Annotated in this window: 17 protein-coding genes, 1 pseudogene and 1 CRISPR repeat array (1 of these 19 running past the window's edge); of the genes and pseudogenes, 13 read left to right on the top strand and 5 right to left on the bottom strand. The window is 67.7% G+C overall.

The window, feature by feature from the left end:
- The first annotated feature begins 79 nt into the window (after window positions 1-79).
- From KF889_00470 to KF889_00460, 3 genes are all read left to right on the top strand, one after another.
- Window positions 80-1207 (top strand): LLM class flavin-dependent oxidoreductase, encoded by a 1128-nt coding sequence (locus tag KF889_00470; protein MBX3497889.1) that lies wholly within the window; start codon window positions 80-82, stop codon window positions 1205-1207.
- Window positions 1208-1210: 3 nt separating this feature from the next.
- Window positions 1211-1537 (top strand): hypothetical protein, encoded by a 327-nt coding sequence (locus KF889_00465; GenBank protein MBX3497888.1) that lies wholly within the window; start codon window positions 1211-1213, stop codon window positions 1535-1537.
- 153 nt (window positions 1538-1690) lie between these two features.
- Window positions 1691-3274 carry an SUMF1/EgtB/PvdO family nonheme iron enzyme gene (locus tag KF889_00460; GenBank protein MBX3497887.1) on the top strand — a complete coding sequence of 528 codons (1584 nt, stop codon included), beginning with the start codon at window positions 1691-1693 and terminating at the stop codon, window positions 3272-3274.
- Window positions 3275-3389: 115 nt separating this feature from the next.
- Here KF889_00460 and KF889_00455 read toward each other — a convergent pair whose 3' ends face one another.
- The gene (locus KF889_00455; GenBank protein MBX3497886.1) at window positions 3390-4283 is read right to left on the bottom strand and encodes an MBL fold metallo-hydrolase; all 894 of its coding nucleotides are present in this window, start codon (window positions 4281-4283) and stop codon (window positions 3390-3392) included.
- Window positions 4284-4436: 153 nt separating this feature from the next.
- Between KF889_00455 and KF889_00450 the strand changes: the two genes are divergently transcribed.
- Both KF889_00450 and KF889_00445 read left to right on the top strand, forming a co-directional pair.
- Complete coding sequence (locus KF889_00450) at window positions 4437-5651, top strand: TMEM43 family protein (protein MBX3497885.1); 1215 nt, start codon at window positions 4437-4439, stop codon at window positions 5649-5651.
- 91 nt (window positions 5652-5742) lie between these two features.
- Window positions 5743-8172 (top strand): mechanosensitive ion channel family protein, encoded by a 2430-nt coding sequence (locus KF889_00445; protein ID MBX3497884.1) that lies wholly within the window; start codon window positions 5743-5745, stop codon window positions 8170-8172.
- A 140-nt stretch (window positions 8173-8312) separates the two neighbouring features.
- On the opposite strand, the gene KF889_00440 is transcribed toward KF889_00445, so the two are convergent.
- A complete protein-coding gene (locus KF889_00440; protein MBX3497883.1) occupies window positions 8313-8819 on the bottom strand; it encodes a DinB family protein in 507 nt (168 codons plus the stop codon).
- A 114-nt stretch (window positions 8820-8933) separates the two neighbouring features.
- On the opposite strand from KF889_00440, the gene KF889_00435 reads away from it, so the two are divergent.
- Both KF889_00435 and KF889_00430 read left to right on the top strand, forming a co-directional pair.
- Entirely contained in the window at window positions 8934-9833 is a 900-nt protein-coding gene (locus KF889_00435) for a LysR family transcriptional regulator (GenBank protein ID MBX3497882.1), read from the top strand.
- Window positions 9834-10081: 248 nt separating this feature from the next.
- A complete protein-coding gene (locus KF889_00430) occupies window positions 10082-12322 on the top strand; it encodes a fused MFS/spermidine synthase (GenBank protein ID MBX3497881.1) in 2241 nt (746 codons plus the stop codon).
- A 137-nt stretch (window positions 12323-12459) separates the two neighbouring features.
- Here the strand turns inward: KF889_00430 and KF889_00425 are convergent, their stop codons facing one another.
- The gene (locus KF889_00425) at window positions 12460-13776 is read right to left on the bottom strand and encodes an MFS transporter (protein MBX3497880.1); all 1317 of its coding nucleotides are present in this window, start codon (window positions 13774-13776) and stop codon (window positions 12460-12462) included.
- A gap of 55 nt (window positions 13777-13831) precedes the next feature.
- Here KF889_00425 and KF889_00420 point away from each other — a divergent pair, with 55 nt between their 5' ends.
- From KF889_00420 to KF889_00410, 3 genes are all read left to right on the top strand, one after another.
- The gene (locus KF889_00420) at window positions 13832-14623 is read left to right on the top strand and encodes an enoyl-CoA hydratase/isomerase family protein (GenBank protein ID MBX3497879.1); all 792 of its coding nucleotides are present in this window, start codon (window positions 13832-13834) and stop codon (window positions 14621-14623) included.
- A 204-nt stretch (window positions 14624-14827) separates the two neighbouring features.
- The gene (locus tag KF889_00415) at window positions 14828-15934 is read left to right on the top strand and encodes a malate/lactate/ureidoglycolate dehydrogenase (GenBank protein ID MBX3497878.1); all 1107 of its coding nucleotides are present in this window, start codon (window positions 14828-14830) and stop codon (window positions 15932-15934) included.
- 110 nt (window positions 15935-16044) lie between these two features.
- The gene (locus KF889_00410) at window positions 16045-16470 is read left to right on the top strand and encodes a DUF1036 domain-containing protein (protein MBX3497877.1); all 426 of its coding nucleotides are present in this window, start codon (window positions 16045-16047) and stop codon (window positions 16468-16470) included.
- Window positions 16471-16652: 182 nt separating this feature from the next.
- Here the strand turns inward: KF889_00410 and KF889_00405 are convergent, their stop codons facing one another.
- Both KF889_00405 and KF889_00400 read right to left on the bottom strand, forming a co-directional pair.
- Window positions 16653-17630 carry a D-2-hydroxyacid dehydrogenase family protein gene (locus tag KF889_00405; GenBank protein MBX3497876.1) on the bottom strand — a complete coding sequence of 326 codons (978 nt, stop codon included), beginning with the start codon at window positions 17628-17630 and terminating at the stop codon, window positions 16653-16655.
- 226 nt (window positions 17631-17856) lie between these two features.
- Entirely contained in the window at window positions 17857-18687 is an 831-nt protein-coding gene (locus KF889_00400; protein MBX3497875.1) for a hypothetical protein, read from the bottom strand.
- A gap of 462 nt (window positions 18688-19149) precedes the next feature.
- On the opposite strand from KF889_00400, the gene cas9 reads away from it, so the two are divergent.
- The 3 genes and pseudogenes from cas9 to cas2 all read left to right on the top strand — a co-directional run bounded on the left by cas9 (window position 19150) and on the right by cas2 (window position 23409).
- Entirely contained in the window at window positions 19150-22215 is a 3066-nt protein-coding gene (gene cas9 / locus KF889_00395) for a type II CRISPR RNA-guided endonuclease Cas9 (GenBank protein ID MBX3497874.1), read from the top strand.
- Window positions 22191-23083 (top strand): annotated as a pseudogene (gene cas1 / locus KF889_00390) (type II CRISPR-associated endonuclease Cas1). Before cas9 ends, cas1 begins: the two are co-directional and overlap by 25 nt.
- 26 nt (window positions 23084-23109) lie before the next feature.
- The gene (gene cas2 / locus KF889_00385) at window positions 23110-23409 is read left to right on the top strand and encodes a CRISPR-associated endonuclease Cas2 (GenBank protein MBX3497873.1); all 300 of its coding nucleotides are present in this window, start codon (window positions 23110-23112) and stop codon (window positions 23407-23409) included.
- Between the two features lie 58 nt (window positions 23410-23467).
- Window positions 23468-24364: a CRISPR direct-repeat array (repeat unit 36 nt; unit sequence AGCCTACCAATGGGAAGTCGGTAGGGAAACCACGGC); it runs 855 nt beyond the window's last position.

The following is a 24364-nucleotide window of genomic DNA, read 5'->3' as shown; positions in this document are numbered from 1 at the left end:
TGGACCCCGCTGTCATCCCGGGCGCAGCAATCCCTCGCCGAGCTCGGGCCGGCAGTCCGTCAGCACATGGAGCCTCGCCATGCATGTCGGGATGGCCGCGATCTTCCAGAACACCGGCCGGCAGGTCACCGACCGGCAGGTCTATCGCAACGAGCTGCTGCTGGCGGAGATGGCCGAGCCGCTGGGATTCGAATCGATCTGGTCGGTCGAGCACCATTTCACCGACTACACGATGTGCCCGGACGTCGTGCAGTTCCTGTCCTACATGGCCGGCCGCACGCGCACGGTGAAGCTGGGCTCGATGGTCGTCGTGCTGCCGTGGCACGATCCGATGCGCGCAGCCGAGCAGATCTCGATGCTCGACAACCTCTCCGACGGCCGCATGATCCTGGGCCTCGGCCGCGGCGCCGGCAAGGTCGAGTTCGACGGCTTCCGGCTGGACATGGGCGAGAGCCGCGAGCGCTTCATCGAGTATGCCGAGGCGATGCTCGATGGCCTCGAGAGCGGCATCATGCGCTACGACGGCAAGCACTATCGGCAGCCGCCCACGGCGATCCGGCCGGCGCCGTTCAGAAGCTTCCGCGGCCGCACCTATGCCGCCGCCGTCTCGCCCGAGAGCGCGATGATCATGGCGCGGCTCGGGGTGGGCCTGCTGATCATTCCGCAGAAGCCGTGGCGCGAGGTCGAGAAGGAGCTCACCGAGTACCGCAGGCTGTTCCAGGAGATCAACGGCAGCGAACCGCCCAAGCCGGTCTCTGCCGGCTGGATCTTCGTCGATCCCAGCGCCGAGCGCGCGCGCGAGATGGCGATGACGTACATCGGCGGCTACTATCGCACCGTGCTCGACCACTACCAGTTTGCCGGCGAGCACATCCGCGCGACCAGGGGCTACGAGTACTACGTCAAGATGAACGAGAAGCTGCACACCTACGGTGACGCGAAGGCGATCGAGTTCTTTGCCGACCTGCAGGTCTACGGCACGCCCGAGCAGGCGCACGCCAAGATCGTGAAGATCCACCAGCAGACCGCCAACAAGGCCTTTGTCGGCGTGTTCTCCTACGCCGGCATGCCGCACGAGGAGGCGGTGCGCAACATGACCCAGTTCGCGCGCGAGGTGATGCCCGAGGTGCAGAAGATCGACGTCGGGGAGGAGATCGACCGCGCCGTCGACCTGCCCGACCACCGTTTCGCGCGCGCGGCGGAGTGACCCATGAAACGCCTGCTTCTCACCACCACCCTCGTCGCTTTCGCCTTCGTCCTGCCGGCGCAGGCGCAGGCGCAGTGGAGCATGAGCCAGCGCGGCAAGTTCCTGAACGATTGCATCCCCGCCTGCGAGAACAATCCCAACGTCCACGTCTCGAAGAAGCCGCAATGCGGCATGTTCTGCAACTGCCTCGCCAACGAGGGCGAGAAGATCTTCTCGTCGCAGGACTTCGAGGACATGGACGAGGCGGCGCGCGCCGGGCGCGATCATCCCAAGACACAGCAATTCCACGGCCTCGTGCCGGCCTGCAACCAGCAGGCCTTCGGCCAGTAGCCGCAGAGCGTAGCCGCGCGCCCGGCCGACGCCACAATCGCGGTGTAACGCGGCGAAACCGAATCGGCCTGTCGGCGTTACCCGCCGTCGGTTCGAATGGGCTGCCCCGGTGGGCGGGAACGAGCATTGCGTCGGCGATTGACATCGAGAGCCATGTTGGCGCTGCTGTGCGGCGTGCTGGCGGGCGGCGTGCTGGCGGGCGGCGCGCCGGCGCAGCCGGCCGAGCCTTGGCCTGAGCGCTTCTACAATCCGCAGCCGCTGGCCGACGATTTCACCCTGCCGATGCCGTGCGGCGGCGCGATGGTGTTCCGGCGGGTCGACGTGCCGCGCGAGGGCTCGCCGCGGCGGCGCATCGTCATCGGCGGCGAGGATCCGCGCTTCCAGTACGCCGAAGCGAGCCGCGAGGAGTACGTCGAGGGCGCCTTCACCGACCGTGCCGATCGGCATCGCCGCTACTACTACATCGCCAAGTACGAGATCACCGCGCTGCAGCTGGCGGCGATCAACGAGGATTGCGAGACGCCCGACCGCGCGCTGATGAAGCCGGCGGTGCGCACGACGTGGTTCGACGCGGTGCAGGCCGCCCAGCTCTATTCCGAGTGGCTGCTGAAGAACGCGCGGGACAAGCTGCCGCGCGAGGACGGCACGCTCGGCTTTCTGCGCCTGCCGACCGAGGCGGAGTGGGAGTTCGCCGCGCGCGGCGGCGGCGAGGTCACGCCCCGGGAGTTCGAAGCCACCACCTTCCCGATGAAGGAGGGCATCGAGAAGTATGTCTGGTTCCGCAGCACGCGCTCGTCGAACGGCGAGTTGCAGATCGCGGGTTCGCTCGCGCCCAACCCGCTGGGGCTGCACGACATCCTCGGCAACGCCGACGAGATCGTGCTCGAGTCCTTCCGCCTCTACCGCGCCGGCGGCGCGCGCGGCCAGAGCGGCGGCTATGTCGTGAAGGGCGGCAACTACCAGACGGTCGAGGCCAATATCCGCTCGTCCTACCGCCAGGAGATCGCGCCCTTCGACGATCAGGGCCCGCGGCGCGTGCCCACGGTGGGATTCAGGCTGGCGCTGGTCGCCGCCGTCATCGCCTCGCCCGAGCGGCTCAACGCGCACAAATGGGCCAGGCCGCCGCCACCGGAACCACCGCCGGTGTCGAAGGAGGCGATGGAGCTGGCGGCCTGGAACACCGTGTCGCGCAGCACCGATCCGGCAGTGTTCGAGGCCTTCCTCAAGCGCTTCCCCGACGGCGTCTATGCCGGCATCGCCAAAGCGCGCATCGCCGAGCTGCGCGCGCGGGCGACGGCCGAGAACACGCGCCGCCAGGCCGCCGAGCTGGAACGCCGCGCCGCCGCCGATCGGGCACGGCAGGAAGACCGCGCGCGCCGCGAGGAAGAGGAACGCCGCGTCGCGGCGACCGAGCAGGCGCGCCGCCTGCGCGCGCAGATCGAGGAGGAGGATGCGCGCCGCCGCGCGGCACAGCCGCCACGCATCTCGCCCGGCCAGCGCGCTGCCTTCATGGGCCGCTGCGTCTCTTCCTGCCGCAGCGACGATCGCATCCACCCGGCGCGGCGCGGCGCCTGCCCGACCTACTGCGACTGCGTGATCGACGAGGACGAGCGGCAGTTCACCGCCGCCGACCACGCCCGCATGAAGGCCGATTCGCGCGCCGGCTACCTCACGCCCAGGCTGCGCCAGTTCCAGTCGATCTTCGCCGCCTGCCACCGTAGGGTGTTCGGACGCTGAGGCACGCTGTCGTCCTGAGCGCAGCGAAGGACCTCGCGGTGGAGCGATCGGCCACGACGCTCGTGTGTGGCCGCGATACCGCGAGGTCCTTCGCTGCGCTCAGGACGACGGTGTGTCAAAACGGAATCTCGAAGCGGTCGCCCTTGGCCTTGACGCGCACGGCGTGCGGGGCGCCGAAATGGGCGGGCATCAGCAGGCTGCCGTCGGAGGCCACGCTGCCCAGCACGCGCCGGCGCGTGGCACGTGCGCCGTCCTCGTCCTCGCAGAAGGCGCTGTTCCATTCAGGAAAAAACACCTGCAGCGGGTGGTGGCAGACGTCGCCGACCAGGGCGGCGCGGCCCTGGCCCGACTGCACGCGCATCACCATCGAGCCCGGTGTGTGGCCCGACGCCAGCTCCAGCGTGATGCCCGGCTCGATCTCGTAGCCGTCGTCGACGATCACCGCCAGGCCGGCGGCGGCGATGGGACCGATCGAATCGTTGTAGATCGCGGCCTCCTCGGAGTCGGGCTGCAGACCGGCGCGGTTCTTCACCCACTCGAACTCGCGCCGGGAGTAGAGGTACTTCGCGTTGGGAAACGTCGGCACCCAGCGGCCGTTGAGCAGCCGCGTGTTCCAGCCGACATGGTCGACATGCATATGGGTGCAGAAGACGATGTCGATGTCCTCGACCGACAGCCCGGCATCGACCAGCCGCTGCAGGTAGGGCATGTCGAGCATGTGGAAGTTCGGGCTTTCCGGCCGGAACTTCTGGTTGCCGATGCAGGTGTCGACCAGGATCGTGTGGCGCTTGGTCTTCAGCACCCAGGAATGCGTGCCCATGACGAAGCGGTCGACCTCGGCGTCGTAGTGGCTCGGCACCAGCCAGCCTGCGTGTTCCCGCAGCACGTCGCGATCCATCGCGGGCAGCAGGAAGAGCGGCGAGAACGCCCGGCCAAGGGTCTCCTTGATCCTGAACACGGTGATCTCGCCCAGCCGGAACGTGACCGGCATGGGCGCGGGGCGGTCCATCAGACGCGCTCCATCGCCGTGGCTGCTTGCGCTCCGCCTGGGGCGCGCTTCATCCCGGTTCTCCCTCGTGAGGTGGCGTACCAGGCGAACCGTAGGTGCAAGGCGCGCACGCTGCAAGTACACTGGCGGGAACCTGACAAGGGGGGAGAGGCCATGTCGGACGAGAACCAAGGCAGCAGCGACAGCTTCACCGAGACGACGCGGGTTTCGTGGTTCGATCGCATGAAGCAGGCCATCACCGGCGTGCTGACCGGCATCGTGCTGGTCGCCGTCTCCATCGGCGTGCTGTTCTGGAACGAGGGCCGCGCCGTCACCACCGCGCGCTCGCTGAGCGAGGGTGCCGCCGCCGTCATCAGCGTGCCGTCCGAGCGCGTCGACGCCGCCAACGAGGGCAAGCTGGTGCATGTCTCCGCCGACCTCAAGCTCGCCGGCCCGGTGGCCGACCCCGAGTTCGGCATGTCGGTGACGGCGGTCAGGCTGGTGCGCAAGGTCGAGATGTACCAGTGGAAGGAGGAGACCAAGCAGGAGAAACGCACCAATGTCGGCGGCAGCCAGGAGACGGTGACAACCTATACCTATGTCAGGGCCTGGTCCGACCGGCGCATCGACTCCTCGCGCTTCAAGCAGCCCGGCGGTCATTCGAATCCCGAGATGCGCTACAGCGGCCGCGACTTCGTCGCCCCGTCGGCGAGTATGGGCGCTTTCCAGCTCACCGCCGAGACGCTGGGTCAGGTCGGCGGCGGCGAACGCCTGCCGGTCGACCAGGCGCAGCTCCAGGCGCTGCGCCAGCGTCTGGGCGGCAACCTCCATGTCAGTGACGGCACGATCTACATGGGCGTCGATCCGGGCTCGCCGCGCATCGGCGATCTGCGCGTCAGCTTCGAGCAGGTCACGGCGCAGCAGCTCACTGTCATCGCGCGCCAGGCCGGCTCGGGCTTCGGCCGCTACCAGACCCAGGCGGGCGATGCGCTGCTGATCGTCGCCAAGGGCGTGGTGCCGGCGGCGCAGCTGTTCAGCGAGGCGCAGGCGGCCAACGTGACGCTGACCTGGATCCTGCGCGGCGGCGGCGCGCTGGCGATGTTCATCGGCTTCGGCCTGTTCTTCCGTCCGCTGGGCGTGCTGGGCGACGTGCTGCCGATTCTCGGCGACGTCATCCGCATGGGCACCGGCGTCATCGCCTTCGTGCTCACCCTGCTGGTGGCGACGACCACCATCGCCATCGCCTGGCTGTACTACCGCCCTGTAGTCGGCATCGCCGTGCTGGTGGTCGGTGTCGGGGGCACGGTCGGCATGATCATGCTGGCCAAGCGCCGCCGCGCCGCGCGCCTGGCCGCCGCGCCGGCGGGGACAGGCGGGCCGGTGGCGTAGAGGTCTCTTCTACCTTCCCCCGCTGGCCTGGCGGGGGAAGGCATTGGACTCGCCGTTGCGCCGTGCGGCGCGACGCGGTAGCGAAACGGTCATGGGTTCCCTGGCCTCCGCCGCGCGCCGTCTTCTGCTGACCTTCGTGGCGCTCGGTGTGCTCGCATCGGCGGCCTTCGCACAGACAGCGCAGCCCGGAGCGCCCGAGCGGCCCTTCACCACCATGCTGGCCGGCTGGACCCGCACGCTGGATCGCATCGCCGATGTCGCGAGCCGGCCCAACCTGGTCCGGGCGGAGATCGAGCAGCTGCGTCACGAAGCCGCCGAGATCCGCGATTCGTCGGCCGGTGCGGCGGCGGCGGCACGGGACGAGCTGGCCTCGCTGCGCGCCCTGCTGGGCAAGCTCGAGCCGGCGGCACAGCCCGACGCCAAGCCGGATCGCAAGCCGGACGACGCCCGGGTCGACGAGCCCGACGATGTGCGGCAGGAACGCGAGCGTCTGCGCGCCCAGGTGGCGCTGATCGAGGGCCGCGTACGCCAGGCCGAGCTCGCCAACGCGCGCGCCGAACGCCTGGTCCAGCAGCTCGGGCGGCTGCGCGGCGAGACCTTCGTGCGCACCCTGCTACGCAAGGCGGCCTCGCCCTTCGCGCCGGCGACCTGGGAACAGGCCTCCGTCGACCTCGGCGACGTGATCGTGCAGCAGCGCGCCACGGCCGCGGTGTGGTTCGCCGCCGACCCGGCGGACGGACCGCTCTCCGCCGCGCCGGTCGCGCTGATCGGCGCCTTCGTCACCGTCGGGCTGTGGTGGTGGCTCCGACGCCTGCGCGAGCGCCACGGCCGCGACAGCGGCATCGCCGAGCCGACCTATCGCCAGCGTGTCGTCGCCGCGGCGCTCGACGGCGTGGGCTCGGTCGCCGCGCCGGTGCTGGCGCTGCTCTTCCTGGTGGTGGTGTTCCACAGCGGCAATCCCGGTGCGGCGACCACCTGGTTCGTCACCAGGACGGCGATCGGCCTGGCCATCGCGCTGCTCGCCTCGGGCATCGGCGAATCGGCGCTGGCGCCGATGCGGCCGACTTGGCGCATCGCGCCGTTCGACGATGGCGCCGCGCGCATCCTCTCGAACCGCCTGCGGCGGCTGGTCTGGGCCTACGCGATCCTGATGTCGCTGCAGGGCTTGCTGATACCGCCCTTCCCCGACCGGCCGGCACTCCAGGCCCTGACCATCCTGCTCTTCGTGGCCCTCGCCGTGCCGCTCACCATCCCGGTGTTCCGCGCCGAGGCGTGGCGCCGCGGCAAAGCCGACGACGATGGCTCGCACCGGCCGCTCGGCGGCCGCGTCTGGGCGGCCGCGCGGCACCTGATCACGCTGATCGCGCTCTTGTCGCTGGGCGCGGCGGTGCTGGGTTACAGCAACCTTGCCAGCCATCTCTACGAATCGCTGCTGTTCAGCCTGATCGCCATCGTCCTGGCCATCGTGGTGCGCCAGGTGGTGCACGACGTGGTCGAGGCCGCCTCGGCACCCGACACGCCCAGCGGCCGCTGGATGCGCCAGGCGATGGGCCTTGCGCCCGAGTCGCCGCTCAAGGGCCGATTGCTGCTGCTGCTGGCGCTCGACATCATCCTGTTCGCCGCGCTGTCGGTGGTGCTGCCGGCGATCTGGGGCGTGCCGTCCGACGACATCGTCGACTGGACGTGGCGTCTGCTCACCGGCCTGAAGGTCGGCGGCCACACCATCTCGCTGGTGGCGATCCTGATCGGCGTCGCGGTGTTCGTGGTGGCGCTGGCGGCGCTGCAGCTGCTGCGCCGCACCGTGCGCGAGCGCGTGCTGCCGTCGATGGAGATCAATCGGACGGTGCAGTACACCATCGATGCCGGCCTGAACTATGTCGGCATCGTCGCCGCCGCGCTGCTGGGCATCACGGCGCTGGGCGTCGAGTTCTCCAACCTGGCGCTGATCGTCGGCGCGCTCTCGGTCGGCATCGGCCTTGGCCTGCAGGGCCTGGCCAATAACACGATCTCGGGAATCGTCCTGCTCGTCGAGCGGCCGATCAAGGTCGGCGACTGGGTGACCGTCGGCGCTCACGAGGGATCGGTGAAGCGCATCAACATCCGCGCCACCGAGCTGCAGACCGCGCAACGCGCCTCGGTGATCGTGCCGAACTCGCAGTTCCTGCAGACCGCGGTGATCAACTGGACCTACGCCGACAACATGGCGCGCGTGGACATCACGGTCAGCGTCGCGCACGGCAGCGACCTCGCCCGGGTCCAGGCCGCACTGATGCAGGCGGCGACCGACAATCCGCTGGTGGCGACCACGCCCAAGCCGTTCACCGTGTTCAACAGGATCGCGCCCAACGGGCTGGAATGGGAGCTGCGCTGCTTCCTGCGCAACATCGCCACGACGCCGGTGGCGCGCAGCCAGCTCAACCACGCGGTGCTCGACAATCTCGCCGCCGCCGGCATCGGCATCGCCGGCACCGCACCGCCGCCAGCGCCGCCGCCGCCACCACCACCGCCATCGCCGGTGTAGCTTCCCTTTCCCCGGAGGGGGAAGGTGCCCGAAGGGCGGAAGGGGGATGTCGAAGACGGACTCCTGCGTTCGTCTTCGACATCCCCCTTCCGTCGCGCTGCGCGCGCCACCTTCCCCCTCCGGGGGAAGGGAAGCTACGGTCAAGGATCTGGCTTGAGCACGCGGTGCAGGTCGAGGACCGGCGTGCGGCGGCCCATGCCGAGCTGCGAGAGGATGGCGTGCGCCTGGCCGCGGTGATGGGTCTGGTGGTTGAAGAAGTGCGGCAGGATCAGCGAGGGCGGGTCCTCGAAGACGCGGCCCTCGTTGTTGCCGTAGCGGACCGGCCGTTCGAGGAAACCGTCCGGCAAGGCGACGAAGAACGCCTCGATGCGCGCATCCATCACGGTGCGGGCCGCGCGCAGGTCGTCGAACGATTCGTGCAGGATCGCATCCAGCCCGGTCGATGGCGCCGCGCGGCCCTCGAAGCGGGCCATCCAGATGCCGTCGCCGACCAGCAGATGGTTCAGGGTACCGTGCAGGCTGCCGAAGAAGGCGCCGACGTCACGTTTGCGGTCGGCGTCGGCAAACGCGGCCGCCGCGGCGTACAGCCGGTCATTCGCCACGGTGTTGTAGCGGGCGAACTGGGCCCAGAGCGCAGCGTTTCGCATCTGCGAAGGATAGTTCTCGATTGATCTTGGCTGAAGATCGTCCAATGCTCGCTCCATGATGAATTCGGTTCATCAATAAGCAAAGACAGGGGCAGCGTGGACCGGATCGGCGACATGGCGGCGTTCGTCAAGGTGGTGGAAGCCAACGGCTTCTCGGCCGCCGCGCCGCAGCTCGGCCTGACGCCATCGGCGGTCAGCAAGCTCGTGACCCGGCTGGAGGAGCGGCTGGGCGTGCGGCTGTTCAACCGCACCACGCGCAAGCTGGCGCTGACCGAGGCAGGCGAGAATTTCTACCGCGACGCCGCGCGCATCATCGGCGAGGTCGACGAGGTCGAGGCGGCGATCGGCCGGCGCGGGCATGAGGCGCGCGGCCTGGTCAAGGTCACCACCTCGCTGGCCTTCGGCGCGCACCAGATCCTGCCGCTGGTGCCGGAGTTCCTCGACAGCCATCCCGGCATCGAGCTCGATCTCTCCTTCACCGACCGCGTGGTCGACCTCGTGCAGGAGGGCTTCGATGTCGCCTTCCGCATCGGCCGCCTGGCCGATTCCAGCTTCGTCGCGCGCAAGATCGGCGAGGACCGGCGAGTCGTCGTCGCCGCGCCCGCCTATCTGAAGAAGCACGGCGAGCCGCAGCATCCCGACGAGCTCACGCGCCACAACTGCATGGGCTTCCGCGACCGCACGCCGATGAACCGCTGGCCGTTCATCGTCGAGGGCGTGGCGCGCGAGGTGATGGTGCGCGGCAATTGCCGCACCGACGACGGCGACGTGCTCTACCAGCTCGCGGTCGAGGGCGTCGGCATCGTGCGACTCACCAGGCTGACCGTGGCGCGCGCGGTGCGCGACGGCAGCCTGGTCGAGATCCTGCAGCCCTTCACGCCGCGCGACACCATCCCGATCCAGGCGGTCTATCCGCACCGCCGCCTGCTGCCGCCCAAGGTCACGGCACTGGTCGACTTCCTGACCACCAAGTTCGACCCGCCGCCATGGGAAGACGAGTCGACGGCTGCATGAGCATCATCGCCTTTCCTTCTCCCCGCGCAGTCGGGGCTATGACATGTGGCGGACCTGACTTGGTCTTACCTTCCCCCGGAGGGGGAAGGTGCCCGAAGGGCGGAAGGGGGATGTCGAAGCCGGACACCGGTTTCGTTGAGGCATCCCCCATCCGGCGCTTCGCGCGCCACCTTCCCCCTCCGGGGGAAGGTAGGGCCGAACTCCACATGCGATCGCGCTGACCTTCGCGGGCGAGCTTCCATAGGCCCATGACCTCCAGCACGACGCCGCGCACCGCGCTCGCCTTTCTGTTCGCGCTCTTCTTCTTCAGCGGTTTCAGCGCCCTGGTCTACCAGACGGCGTGGCATCGCCTGCTCGGCCTGTTCGGCGGCGCCGACAGCATCTCCGCCGCCATCGTCGTCGGCGCCTTTCTGCTCGGCCTGGGCATCGGCAGCCTGGTCGCCGGGCTGCGCGCCGACCGGCTGTCGCGGCGCGCGGCGCTGCTGCTCTTCGCCGCCTGCGAGCTGGGCATCGCGCTGTTCGCCGCGCTGAGCCCGTGGCTGTTCCACGAGGTGGTATTCGCCAGGCTGGCGCCGCTGTCGTCCTCGCGCCTGACGATGTTCCTGATCGTCTTCGCCTGCCTTCTGTGGCCGACCTTCCTGATGGGCTGCTCGCTGCCGCTGCTGTCGAAGGCGATCGTGCAGGACATCGCCGCCTCGGCGCGGCAGATCGGCTGGCTCTACGGGCTCAACACCCTGGGCGCCGGCATCGGCGCCCTCGTCGCCGGCTGGGTGGTCATCGGCCATCTCGGCTACGACGGCGCGATCTATCTCGCCGCCGCCATCAACGTCGCCATCGCCGCTGGCGGTGTGTCGCTTGCCGTGACGCGGGGCCTGCGTGCCGACTGTGGGGCCGCGTCATCGGCCAGAACGATCGCGGGCGGCGATGCGCCCGTGGGCCGCTGGTGCTTCCTGGTCTTCGTCTCCGGCTTCTCGATCGTGGCGCTGCAGATCGTCTGGTACCGGCTGATCGGCGTCACCCTGCAGTCCAACGCCTACGGCTTCTCGCTGGTGCTGGGCGTGTTCCTGGTCGGCGACGCAGTCGGCCTGCTGGCCGGCGCCAGGGTGATCGACCGCATCGCCGATCCACGGGGCTTCTTCTTCCGCATGCAGGCGATCGCCGCCCTGCTGGGCATCGGCGGCGCGCTGCTGACCTGGTGGCTGATCGGCTGGGGCGTGCTGCCCGACGACATGGTCGACAAGGACATCGTCGCCGGCGCCGACGCGCGGCCCTGGCTGATCGCCGTGCTGCTGGCGCTGGTCGTGCTGCCCGCCAGCTTCGTCATGGGCTTCTCGTTTCCCGTCGTGCAGAAGGCCGTGCAGCGCGATCTCGCCGCGGTCGGCCGTCGCGTCGGCTACGTGCAGCTCGCCAACATCGTCGGCAACAGCGCCGGCAGCCTGGTCGCCGGCCTGGCGCTGCTGCACTGGCTGGGCACGTCGGGAACGCTGAAGCTGATCGCCGTGATCGGCCTGGCCTTCGCGCTGATCGAGATGCTGCGCGACCGCAGCGCCACGCGCCTGCGCATCGCCGGCGCCGCCGTGGCGCTGGGCGCCTGCATCGCGCTGCTGCCCGCGACGCACGGCTTCTGGACGAGGCTGCACGGGCTGAAGACCGCCGAGCGCGCCATCGTCGCCGAGGATCGCACCGGCGTGGTGATGATCCGCCTGACCGAGGCCGAGCGCGGCCGCATGTACATCGCCGGCCACTCGCAGAGCTGCCTGCCGTTCTGCACCGTGCACGCCTTCCTCGGCGCGATCGGGCCGCTGGCGCACACCGACCCCAAGCGCGTGCTGGTGATCGGCAGCGGCAGCGGCGGCACGCCCTACAGCGCCGGCGTCAATCCCGCCACCGAGCGCGTGCGCGCCATCGAGATCGTCGAGCCGGTGGTCGACTCGCTGCGGATCTTCGTCGCCTCGGGCGGGCGCATCGGCATCGACCGATTGCTGTCCGCCAAGCGCTTCGACTTCCACATCGGCGACGGCCGCCATGCGCTCGCCGTCGACACCACGCGCTACCACGTGATCGAGGCCGACGCGATTCTGCCCAAGAGCTCGCTGTCAGGCCTGCTCTACTCGGTCGAGTTCTTCCAGCAGGTGAAAGCACGCCTCGAGCCCGGCGGGCTCTACGTGCAATGGGCGCCGACCGATCGCAGCGTCGCGACCTTCCGCAGCGTCTTCCCCTACGTGACGATGGTGCACCCGGCGCTGATCGGCAGCGACCGGCCGATCGCCTACGACCCGGCGGCGATCCAGCGCAAGCTCGACGATCCGGCGATTCGCGGGCATTTCGAAGCCGCCGGCGTCGATGTCACCGAGCTGCGCCGCTGGTTCGGCGAGAAGAAGCCCGACATCCTCAACGACGGCCGCGTCGAGCCCTTCGCCGACGCCAACACCGACCTCTTCCCGCGCGACGAGTACTACCTCAATCGCCGCGATCCGGTAGGACACTGATCGGTCTTACCTTCCCCCGGAGGGGGAAGGTGGCGCGGAGCGACGGATGGGGGATGTCTCAACGCACTCGGTGTCCGTCTTCGACATCCCCATCCGCCCTTCGGGCACCTTCCCCCTCCGGGGGAAGGTAGATGTCGCTACACCCCCGCCCCCTCGATCTGCCGGCGCAGCGCGCGTTGGCGTTCGCGGCCGAGCGGGAAGCGCCACAGCGCGAGCGCGCACAGCACGTGCAGCGCGGTGGGCAGGGCGACGAAGACCCAGAGCAGGCCGTCGATCGCTGCCTTGTCGTTGGCCACGCCGGTCTTGAAGCCCACGAGGTCGAGCAGCGCGTAGGTCACGCCCACGGCCAGCGCCAGGCCGATCTTCTCGGTGCTGGCGAGCAGCGAGAAGTAGACGCCGGCCTGCATGCGGCCGGTGGTGACCTGGTCCTCGTCGGTGATGTCGGCCATCATCGCCTTCATCAGGAAGCGGTGCGAGGCATAGGGCAGGCCGAACAGCACCAGCACGAGCAGTGTCAGCGCGAAATTACCGGGCTCCAGCAGGAAGAACGCCGGCAGCAGCACGACGCTGTAGAGCTGCGCCCAGATCAAGGTGGAGTGCTTCTCGAACTTCGCGCCGAGCTTCACCCAGAGCGGGATCGCGACGCAGCCGGCGACGAAATAGGCCAGCATCAGCACGCCGGAGCGCTGGCCGAGCGCGAAGGCGTCCTTGATGACGAAGATCACCAGCGAGCCCGACACGCCGCTCGACAGGCCGATCAGCAGGTCGGCGAGCAGCAGGCGGCGCAGCGGCCGGCTGCGCCACAGCGCGAAGAGCACGCCGCGCCAGTCGACATGGGGACGCTCGGCGACGGATACCTCGGGCACGAAGGCGAGCGCGGCGAGGAAGGTCGGGACCAGCAGCACGACGATGAAGAGGCCGACGCCGCGCATCTTCTCGCGCAGCGAGGCCTCGCCGGCGGCTTCGTAGAGCGCCGGTACGGCGAGCACGGCGATCAGGCCGACCATCAGCATCGCCTGGTAGGCGCCCTGCAGACGGGTACGCGCGTCGTAGTCGGTGGCGAGCTCGGCGCTCCACGCCAGGATCGAGATCGTGGCGCAGGTCCAGCCGACATAGAGGATCAGCAGCCAGACCAGCAGGTAGGTGCCGCTCACCGTGCCCGCGGGCAGGAAGATCATCCACACGCTGACGGCGAGGATGGGTATCGCCGCGGCGATCCACGGCTTGCGCCGGCCCCAGCGCGTGCCGTAACGGTCGGCGAACAGGCCGAAGGCGGGATCGATGGCGACGTCGAAGAAGCGGGTGATCATGAAGATCGAGCCGACCGCCGTCAGCCCCAGGCCGAGCTCCTCGGCGTAGAACGGCGGCAGATAGATCACGATCGGCAGGCCGAGCCCGGCGATCGGCAGCGCCTGCGAAACGAACGCCAGCAGGCGGGCGCGCGAGAGCTGCATGAACTTCAACCCCTGAGATGCGGCGGCTACGATGGCCGGTGAGGAGATGGTATCGATGGCGGAAAATCCAGTCCTTTTGACGGTCGATGGGCGTGGCGTCGCGTCCGTCACCTTCAACCGGCCCGAGGTCAACAACGCCTATGACGGCGCGCTGATCGAGGGCCTGTTGCGCGCGCTCGATGCGCTGGAGCGAACGCCCGGCCTGCGCGCCGCGGTGCTGCGCGGCAACGGCCGGCACTTCCAGGCCGGCGCCGACCTGGCGTGGATCCGCGGCGTGCGCGCGCAGGACGCGGCGGCGAACGAGCAGGCCTCGCTGGCGACCGCCGAGGCGGTGCGCCGGCTCAACGAGGCGCCCTGCCCGACCGTGGCGCTGATCCGTGGCGCCTGCATCGGCGGCGGCACCGGCATCGCCGCCGCCTGCGACGTCGTCGTCGCCGCCGAGGACGCCTTCTTCGCCATCAGCGAGACGCGCTGGGGCCTGATGGCGGGCATCATCATCCCGCAGCTCGTCGACGCCATGGGCGTCAGGCAGGTGCGGCGCTACGCGCTCAGCGGCGAGCGCTTCGACGCGCACGAGGCGCGCCGCGTCGGCCTGGTGCACGAGGTCGTGCCCGTCGCCGAGCTCGAGGCGACCGGCGCGCGCATCGTCGATGCCATCCTGATGAACGCGCCGGAGGCGACGGCGCAGACCAAGCGGCGCAGCCTGGCGGTGGCGTGCTCGCTGCTCGACGCCGAGGCCGTGGCGACGCTGGTGCGCGAGCACGCCGCCAAGCGCCAGACCGACGAGGCCGCCGAAGGCCTAGCCAGCTTCGTCGAGAGGCGCAAGCCCGGCTGGTATCCGAGTTGACCGCTTACCTTCCCCCGGAGGGGGAAGGTGCCCGAAGGGCGGATGGGGGATGTCGAAGACGAACGCAGGAGTCCGTCTTCGACATCCCCCTTCCGTCGCGCTGCGCGCGCCACCTTCCCCCTCCGGGGGAAGGTAGTGATTGCATGAACGGCATCGCGTTGCGTAGCCTCGCGGCCAAGAGTGCGTAAGGGAAGGAAGCGGGTGATGGCGGCGAGTGCGGGCAAGGTCGGCGAGGTCAGGGTCAACGCCGAGCGGTTGACGGCGTATATCCGGGCGATCTGCGAGAAGGAGGGCAGCGAGCCCGGCGAGGCGAGGATCGTCGCCGAGAATCTGGTGCTGGCCAATCTCTACGGCCACGACAGCCACGGCGTCGGCATGATCCCGCGCTACATCGAGAACGCGCGCGCCGGCAACTGCAAGCGCAACTGGCATGCCCGCATCGTCGTCGACAACGGCGCGGTGATCACCGTCGACGGCGGCAAGGGCTACGGCCAGGTGGTCGCCGGCGAGGCGATGGATTTCGGCATCGAGCGCGCCCGCCAGTTCGGCGTCTGCGTCGTCGGCCTGCGCAACTGCCATCACATCGGCCGCATCGGCGCCTGGGGCGAGCGCTGCGCCGATGCCGGCATGGTCTCGATGCACTACGTCAACGTGCACGGCCACAAGCCGCTGGTCGCGCCGTTCGGCGGTGCGGAGGCGCGCTTCTCGACCAACCCCTATTGCTGCACCATCCCGGGCGAGAACGGCCAGCACATCGTGCTCGACTTCGCCACCAGCCAGGTCGCCATGGGCAAGGTGCGCGTGGCCTACAACAAGCGCGAGGAGATGGAGCCCGGCCTGTTGATCGACCACGAGGGCAACCACACCGCCGATCCCGGGGTGATGTGGGGCAACGGCCCGTTCGGCGCCATCCTGCCCTTCGGCCTGCACAAGGGCGGCGGGCTGGCGGTGATCTGCGACATCCTCTCGGGCGCGCTGACCGGCGGCATGACGGCGACGCCGGAGACCACCAAGGGCCCGCCGGGCGACATCGTCAACAACATGCTGTCGGTGATCATCGACCCCGCGAAGCTCGGCGGCGAGAGCATCTGGCGCAAGGACTCGCAAGACTTCATCGCCTGGGTGAAGTCGGCCAGGCCGCAGCCCGGCGTCGAGCAGGTGCTGACCCCGGGCGAGCCCGAGCGCGCCCGGCGCGCCGACCGGCTGGCCCGGGGCGTGCCGGTCGACGAGACGACCTGGGGCCAGCTGCGCGACACCGCCCGTCTGGTCGGGCTGAGCGACGCCGAGGTCGACCGCCTGACGGGTCTCTGATCACGAGATTCTGGCGATACGCGCAAAGGCGAGTATGATCGGGGTATTGGGGTGAACCCCATCCGGGGTCTGCCGGACCGGCAGGGCGACAGTCGAGAGGGAGAGGATCGATGCTTCGTAAACTGGCGATCGTCGCCGGCGTGATCGGCGCCATGGCGATATCGGGGGGAGCCCAGGCGCAGAACAGCTTCCGGCTCTGCAATCTGTCCTCGGTCGACATCGAGGTGGCCAAGGCGCTGAACACCGGCAAGAAGAACGCCCAGGGCGGCCACATCATCATCTCGGAGGGCTGGTACAAGTTCGCCAAGGGCGAATGCGCCGTGCTGTGGAGCGGCAAGCTCCAGTACCGCTACTACCTGCTCTACGGCCAGAACAAGAACGTCAACAAGGAGTGGAAGGGCAACATCCCGATCTGCGTCAGCCGCCAGCCCTTCACCATCACCTCCGACCTCTGCCCGCCGGACAAGTACCGGCGCATGTTCTTCCAGGTCGACACCGGCGACAACGACGGCTGGACGCAGAACCTGCGCGACTGACCGCCTCGCCCGCCGAGACGAAGACAGCCCGGCCACACCGCCGGGCTGTTTGCGTTTTGCCTTCCCCCGGAGGGGGAAGGTGGCGCGGAGCGACGGAAGGGGGATGTGGAAGACGGACATCGGAGTCGTTGAGGCATCCCCCTTCCGCCCTTCGGGCACCTTCCCCCTCCGGGGGAAGGGAATCATTTCACCGTCTCGGGGTTCATGACGCGGATCGGCTTGCCGTCGAGCCAGGCGAGGAAGTTCTCGATCGCATCGGCGTAGAAGGCGCGGAAGGCCGGCTCGACGACGTAGCCCAGATGCGGCGACAGCACGACGTTGTCGAGCTCGACGAGCGCATGGCCCGGCCGCATCGGCTCGACGTCGTAGACGTCGAGCCCGGCCGAGGCGACGTGGCCGCTCTTCAGCGCCGCGACCAGCGCGGCCTCCTCGACGATCGGCCCGCGCGAGGTGTTCACGAAGATCACGCCCCGCTTCATCCTGGCGAAATCCGCCGCGCCGATCAGCCCGCGCGTGCGGCCGCTCAGGATCATATGAATGGTGATCACGTCCGACGTCGCCAGCAGCTCGTCCTTGCTCACCAGCGTCGCGCCGGCCTCCGCCGCCTTGTCCGCCGTGAGGTTCTGGCTCCAGGCCACCACCTCCATGTCGAAGGCCTTCGCGTAGCGCGCGACGCGCGAGCCCAGTTTGCCCAGGCCGATCACGCCCAGCCGCTTGCCCTCCAGCGCGAAACCCATCGGCAGGCCCTTGTGCCAGCCGCCCTTGCGCACCAGCCGGTCGCCGGCCGTGACGTGGCGCGTGGCGTCCATGATCAGCGCCCAGCTCAGCTCCGCGGTGGGCGCGCTCGAGCCGCCGGCGCCGGTGTTGCTGACCGGGATGCCGCGCGCGGTGAGCGCCGCGAGATCCATGCTGGGCGCGCGCGAGCCGGTGAGCGTGACGAACTTCAGGTTGGGCAGCCGATCGATCAGCGCCTTGGGAAACGGCTGGCGCTCGCGCATCAGCAGCACGAGGTCGAACGGCGCCAGCGCCCTGGCCGCCTCGTCCGGCTCGCCGAGATGGCGGTCGAAGGCCGTCACCTCGACGCCGCGCGCGCGCAGCCGGTCCCAGTCGCCATAGCCCAGGGCGATGTTCTGGTAGTCGTCGAGGATGGCGAGCTTCATGGGCGTGGGGTCCTTCCGGTTATCCGGCCATCATGACAAACCGCGCGCGACAGGCACAACGGCGCGCCGTTCCAAGGTCTTGGGCTTCAACCTTACCTTCCCCCGGAGGGGGAAGGTGGCGCGCAGCGCCGGATGGGGGATGCCTCAACGAAGCCGGTGTCCGTCTTCGACATCCCCCTTCCGCCCTTCGGGCACCTTCCCCCTCCGGGGGAAGGCATGAGGATGATCACGCCGCGGCCCGATTGCCATGGTTTGCCATGGCGGCGTCGGCCAGGGCGAGGTGCAGCGGGCGGTTGAGCTCGACGGCGGCGCGCACGACCCTGCGGACCGCCGGCAGCACGTCGCGCGCGAGGTCGCGGCCCTCGGCGCGCCAGCGCGCGGCATGCAGCGGCAGGTCGGCGGGCAGGTCGGCGCCCCAGCTGCGCCGCACCGCCGAGGCGACGGCCTGGTGCCAGGCGGCCTCGGCCGCGTCGTCGTTCGCGGCCGCGACCGGCCCGGGGCTCTGCGATGGATTGCTATGGTCTGCCATCGTGGCCGTCGCAGCGCAGGCGGCGGCTTCGCGCGCGGGCGGCGGATCCTCGGCGGCCAGCTCGGGGCTTTGCAATGGATTGCTATGGTCGGGCGTCGCGGCCGCGGCATCGCAGGCGGCGGCTTCGGGCGCAGGCGGCGGTGGTTCGGCGGCGACCGGCTCGGGGCCTTGCGATGGATTGCTATGGGGTTCGCCATGGTCGGGCGCCGGGTAGCGGCGCCGGGCGCGCTTGCCGACGCGCTGGTGGACCGCCCAGTCGACGATCGACAGGTATTCCACGTCCTCGACCGTGTAGCGGCGCACCAGGCCGCGCGCCGCCAGCTCCTCGATCAGGACGCGCACGGCCTCGTCGTCGAGCGAATCGCCGGGGAAGACCTGCAGGCGCAAGGTGCGCGGCCGCAGCGGCAGCACGCCGAAATCGTCGGCGAAGTTGCTGAGCCCGAGCAGCAGCAGGCGGGCCATCGGCGCGCAGTCGACGACCGCCTCCGTGGTCCAGAATTCGGGCGGGATCAGACGGGCACGGGGCATCGGGGACTCCAGCGGTTGGTGCTGGAGCGGGTGTACGCCTGTGGCGTGGAGGGCGCGATTTAAACCCCTAGCGGTGTCGAACAGGGCATTCCGATGCCGATGGAATCGGCAAAATTGCCGTCTGTTACGCGGTCCGATTCACGCGGTCATGCGTGGTTGGCGCTCGCAGCCCGCAGCGTGCCACATCAGCGCGCTTCTACGCCTAACGCGCGAAGCCTTGCACGCACCATACCCTTCCAAAGGCCAACGGATTAGCTGCAACGGTCAGCAACTGAGCGTTGCATCTGAACGCTCACCTCATCGCAGCCCCAAATGAGGAAAACCCCGGAGCGCGTTTCCACGTCCGGGGTTTGAACCTTCAGTGGATAACCACTTTACCGTGGTTTCCCAACCGACTTCCCACAAATACTTGAGCACCATCGCCCGTCTGCGTCAAGATAGCAATTCGAGTTGGGGGACTCCATGACGGCAGCTTTCGAACCCGTATTGCGGGAAAGTCTGACGCTGGGCATTGATCTCGGAATTGCCTCGTGCGGCTGGGCGATGATTGAGGGTGCCGACAGCGGAGACGGCCGCATCATCGCAATGGGCGTTCGGTGCTTCGATGCTCCGGAAACCGCCAAGGAGCGTACGCCGACCAATCAGATCAGACGTCAGAACCGACTCATGCGCCGCGTCATCAAGCGCCGGAGGCAGCGGATGAACGGGGTACGGGCTTTGCTCAAGAGCCACGGACTGCTGACCGACGATTCGAAGAAGGTGCTGGCGATGGGCCTGAACCCCTGGACATTGCGGGCCGAGGCGCTGAACCGCCCTCTCGAAGGGCCGGAGCTGGCGGTGGCTTTAGGCCATATCGCGAAGCACCGCGGCTTCAAGTCGAACAGCAAGCGCGACCGGGGCAAGAACGCCAACGAGGAGTCATCGAAGATGCTTGGCGCGATCGAGAGGACGCGTGAGCATCTGAAGGACTGGCGCACAGTCGGCGAAATGTTCGCCAAGGATGCGACCTATGCCGCACGTAAGCGCAATCGCGACGGCAACTTTGATCGCTCCATCTTGCGCGACGATTTGGAGCGCGAGGTCGTGCTGATATTCGACCGGCAGCGGCGCATGGGAAACGCCATCGCGAATCCTGATCTGCAGCGCCAGTTCATCGAAACCGCGTTCTTTCAACGGCCGTTGCAGGATAGCGACGATCGGGTCGGATTCTGCCCATTTGAATCTGACGAGCGCCGCGCCGCGAAGCACAGCCCATCTTTCGAACGGTTCCGACTCGCGTCGCGCTTATGCACGCTGAGCGTTCGCTACGCTGGTGGTGAGCGAACACTGACAGCTGGGGAAATCTCCCTTGCGATGGCCGACTTCGGCGCGCCGGGTATCAAGCTGACCTACAAGCGGTTGCGCGGGCTGCTAAAGCTCGGCGATGGGGACTCGTTCGATGTCCCTCGTGAGGAGGAAGGGAAGCGCGAGATCGCGTCGCGATCAAGCGATCAGGCCGCCGGCACCAAGGCATTCCGCAATGTGCTGGGCGATGCCTGGAAGACGCTGTTGAACCAGCCCGACAAGGTCGACCGTGCCGCTGCAATCATCACCTTCCGTGAGGCGCCCGAGTCCATCCGCAAGGGCCTCGAGGAAATCGATTTCGAGCCGCTGGTCCTAGAGGCACTGATGAAGGGCGTTGTCGAGGGCGATTTCGCCACCTTCAGGGGTGCGGGTCACATCTCGGCCAAGGCAGCACGTAATATTCTGCCGCATCTCATGAGAGGGCTCGTCTATTCGGAAGCCTGCACGGCCTCGGGCTATGACCACGCGCGCCGCCCCGAAACCGATCTCTCCGCCATCGGCAATCCCGTCGCCCGCAAGGCGCTCGGTGAAGCCGTGAGGCAAGTTCGGGCGATCGTACGTGAATACGGCCTACCAGGCGCCATTCATATCGAGTTGGCGCGCGATGTCGGCAAGAGCAAGGAAGAGCGTGACAAGATCACGAGCGGTATCGAGAAGCGCAACAAGGCCAAAGACCGTCTGCGCGAAGAATACCGGGGCACGGTTGGACGCGAAGCCGCGAACGCCGAGGATCTGCTGCGCTTCGAGCTATGGAAAGAACAGGCTGGCCGCTGCTTTTACTCGGATAGCGAGATCCACCCGGACTGGATCGTCTCCTCGGACAACCGCGTCCAAGTCGATCACATCCTGCCGTGGAGTCGATCAGGGGACGACAGTTTCATCAACAAGACGCTGTGCATTGCCAAGGAGAACCAGGACAAGAAGGGACTGACGCCGTTCGAATGGTTCAAGCAAGTGCGAACAGAAGAGGCATGGGAGGCGTTTGCCACAAGAGTCGAGACGAACAAGGCATTCAAGGGACGCAAGAAGCGCAACTACCTTCTGCGCGATGCCAAGGTTCTCGAAGAAAAATTTCGACCGCGCAATCTTACTGACACACAGTATGCGACACGTCTGCTCGCCGACATGCTGAGAGGCATGTATCCCGTGGATGGTTCTCGCCGTGTGTTCACGCGCCCAGGCGCGCTGACCGACCGGTTGCGGCGCGCTTGGGGCGTTCAGGGTCTGAAAAAGGACAAGGACGGTAAGCGTATTCCCGACGACCGGCATCACGCATTGGATGCGCTCATCGTCGCGGCCACGACCGAAGGAGCGCTCAACCGCCTGACGCGCGCCGCACAGATCGAGGAGGAACGCGGCTCCAGCCGCTTCATCGCGAAGTTTCCCATGCCGTGGCCCAACTTCAAGGAAGACGTGGATGCGCTCTTCCCACACATCTTCGTTAGCCGGGCCGAACGCGGACGCGTGCGCGGAGAAGCTCATGCGGCAACCATTCGTGCCATAGGCAAAGACGAGAATGGGCCTGTTGTCCATGAGCGAAAATCGGTGGAGACGCTGAACGAGAAGGACCTCGACCGCATCAAAGACGCCGAGCGTAATCACCGCGTCGTGTCGGCGCTGCGCGATTGGGTCATGGCGGGCAAACCAAAGGACAGGCCGCCGCTGTCGCCGAAGGGCGATCCCATCCGCAAGGTGAGCCTCACCACTAACAAGAAGGCCGATGTGCTGATCCGCGACGGCGCCGCCGACCGGGGCGAGATGGTGCGCGTGGACGTGTTCCGGAAGCCGAATAGGAGGGGCACTACCGAGTATTTTCTGGTGCCGGTTTATCCGCATCAAGTCGCCTCCAAAGAGGACTTCCCCCAAGCTCCAAGCGCATATGTGCGGGGCGGTGGCGAGGAGGAGCCGCTTACAGCCGATCACGAGTTCCTATTCAGCTTGAGTCAATTGTCGTTCCTTGAGATTGAGAAGCAAGACGGCACATGCATCCATGGGTATTTCCGCGCACTCGATCGGAACACGGGCGCGATCAAGATCTCGCCACACGACACGCTGCAAGCAATGATCACCGGCATCGGTGCGCGCAGCCTGAAGGTCTTTCGGAAGTTTCAGGTCGACCGCCTCGGTCGACGGCATGAAATCCAGCGAGAAACCCGCACATGGCGTGGCGTGGCCTGCACATAAGCAAGTCCGCGCGCCTGACCGTCGCCGATGGTCAGATCGTCGTCGCACAAGACGACGGCGAGGTACGTCTGGCACTCGAAGATATCGCCTGGATCGTGCTCGACGCGCCACACGCGACATTGACCTCGACGCTGCTCTCCGCATGTATGGAGAACGGTATTGCACTGATCGCCACCGATGCGACCCATACGCCGAGCGGCGTTACCCTGCCCTTTCACCGTCACTTCCGCCAAGGCGGCATCGCGCTGGCGCAGGCGAACATGAGTACGCCGCTCAAGAAGCGCCTGTGGCAGGCGATCGTGCAGGCGAAGATCGTCAATCAGGCGGCCGCCCTCGGCGAAGTCGGCCGCGCCGGCGCACGCGGCCTGATCGCCATGGCGCGATTGGTCGACAGTGGCGACACTGTCAATGTAGAGGCCCGCGCTGCGAGGAGTATTGGAGTTGCTTGTTCGACGGGTTCCGCCGCGAGGATGCGGGCGACACTCGGAACATGATGCTGAATTACGGCTATGCGGTGATTCGCTCCTGCGTCGCACGAGCACTCGTCGCCGCCGGACTCTTGCCGGCTTTGGGTGTCAATCACGCCAGCGCGACAAACGCCTTCAATCTCGCCGACGATATGGTGGAGCCGTTCCGGCCGTTCGTCGATGTGCTGGCTTGGCGCGTGATCGGCGAAGGTCGCGCCGCGCGCGATGAACTAACGCTCGACCAGCGCCGCAAGTTGGCGGGAGTCATGCTGGCCGATTGCGCCATGGCGCACGAGACAATGACCCTGCTCGCGGCGAGCGAGAAGGCGGCGGCCTCACTTGTACGCGCGATCGACAGTGGCACCAGCACCGTGCTGGAACTGCCGGCGTTCGCCAAGTGAAGGCCGAGGAGACTCGTGTCTTGTGGATGTTCGTCTTCTTCGACCTGCCTGTTGGCACGAAGGCGGAGCGCCGCACGGCGACCCGCTTCCGCAACTTCCTAAAGGACGACGGCTATATGATGCTGCAGTTTTCCGTTTGCGCGCGGGTGGCGCGAGGGGAGGATGCGGCCTCGAAGCATGTCCAGCGCGTGACGAAGAATCTGCCGAAGAAGGGCAGCGTGCGCGTGCTCCAGGTGACGGATAAGCAATATGCCCGTATGCGTCTGCTGCTTGGCGAGGCGAAAAAAACCGAGCGAGTCGCCCCCCAGCAAATGGTTCTGCTCTGATTTCGGCTCTCAAATGAGAGCGGAAATCAGAGCAGGTTTAACCCGTTGCCGCGAAGCGAGCCTACCAATGGGAAGTCGGTAGGGAAACCACGGCTCAGAAGCTCGCCGCTTCCGACCACTTGATAGCCTACCAATGGGAAGTCGGTAGGGAAACCACGGCTCCTCCACTGGACGCTGACTGATCCGAAGGAGCCTACCAATGGGAAGTCGGTAGGGAAACCACGGCCGGCACGCCCTACTACGTCATCCCCGTGACAGCCTACCAATGGGAAGTCGGTAGGGAAACCACGGCTGACGGCACGCGCTTCTCGGCCGGCGACGCAGCCTACCAATGGGAAGTCGGTAGGGAAACCACGGCGGTCCGTATGGACAAGACACCCCCTCCAAAAGCCTACCAATGGGAAGTCGGTAGGGAAACCACGGCGGCCGAAAGCATGCTGTCCAACGTGATCGAAGCCTACCAATGGGAAGTCGGTAGGGAAACCACGGCGCGGCCGGCGCGCGCAAGAAACCCCCTCAAAGCCTACCAATGGGAAGTCGGTAGGGAAACCACGGCGCTGTATGTCGTCAGCGATTCCTCGTTGCCAGCCTACCAATGGGAAGTCGGTAGGGAAACCACGGCCGACGCGCCGGTCAACATCGCCAATTGGTCAGCCTACCAATGGGAAGTCGGTAGGGAAACCACGGCCGTCTCGACGCGGCCCTTGAGCGGATTCTCAGCCTACCAATGGGAAGTCGGTAGGGAAACCACGGCCTCAAGCTCGAGCGGCAGGATGGCCTGCGAAGCCTACCAATGGGAAGTCGGTAGGGAAACCACGGCGTATTCGTCGCGGTAGACGAACATCACGACAGCCTACCAATGGGAAGTCGGTAGGGAAACCACGGCCCAAACCGCGCGGCCGCAGACCGACAGCAGAGCCTACCAATGGGAAGTCGGTAGGGAAACCACGGCGCA

Source organism: Alphaproteobacteria bacterium, assembly GCA_019635875.1.
Classification (GTDB): domain Bacteria; phylum Pseudomonadota; class Alphaproteobacteria; order Reyranellales; family Reyranellaceae; genus JAFAZJ01.
Note: the sequence above shows the minus strand (reverse complement) of the source record. Positions and strands in the feature narration are given on the sequence as shown.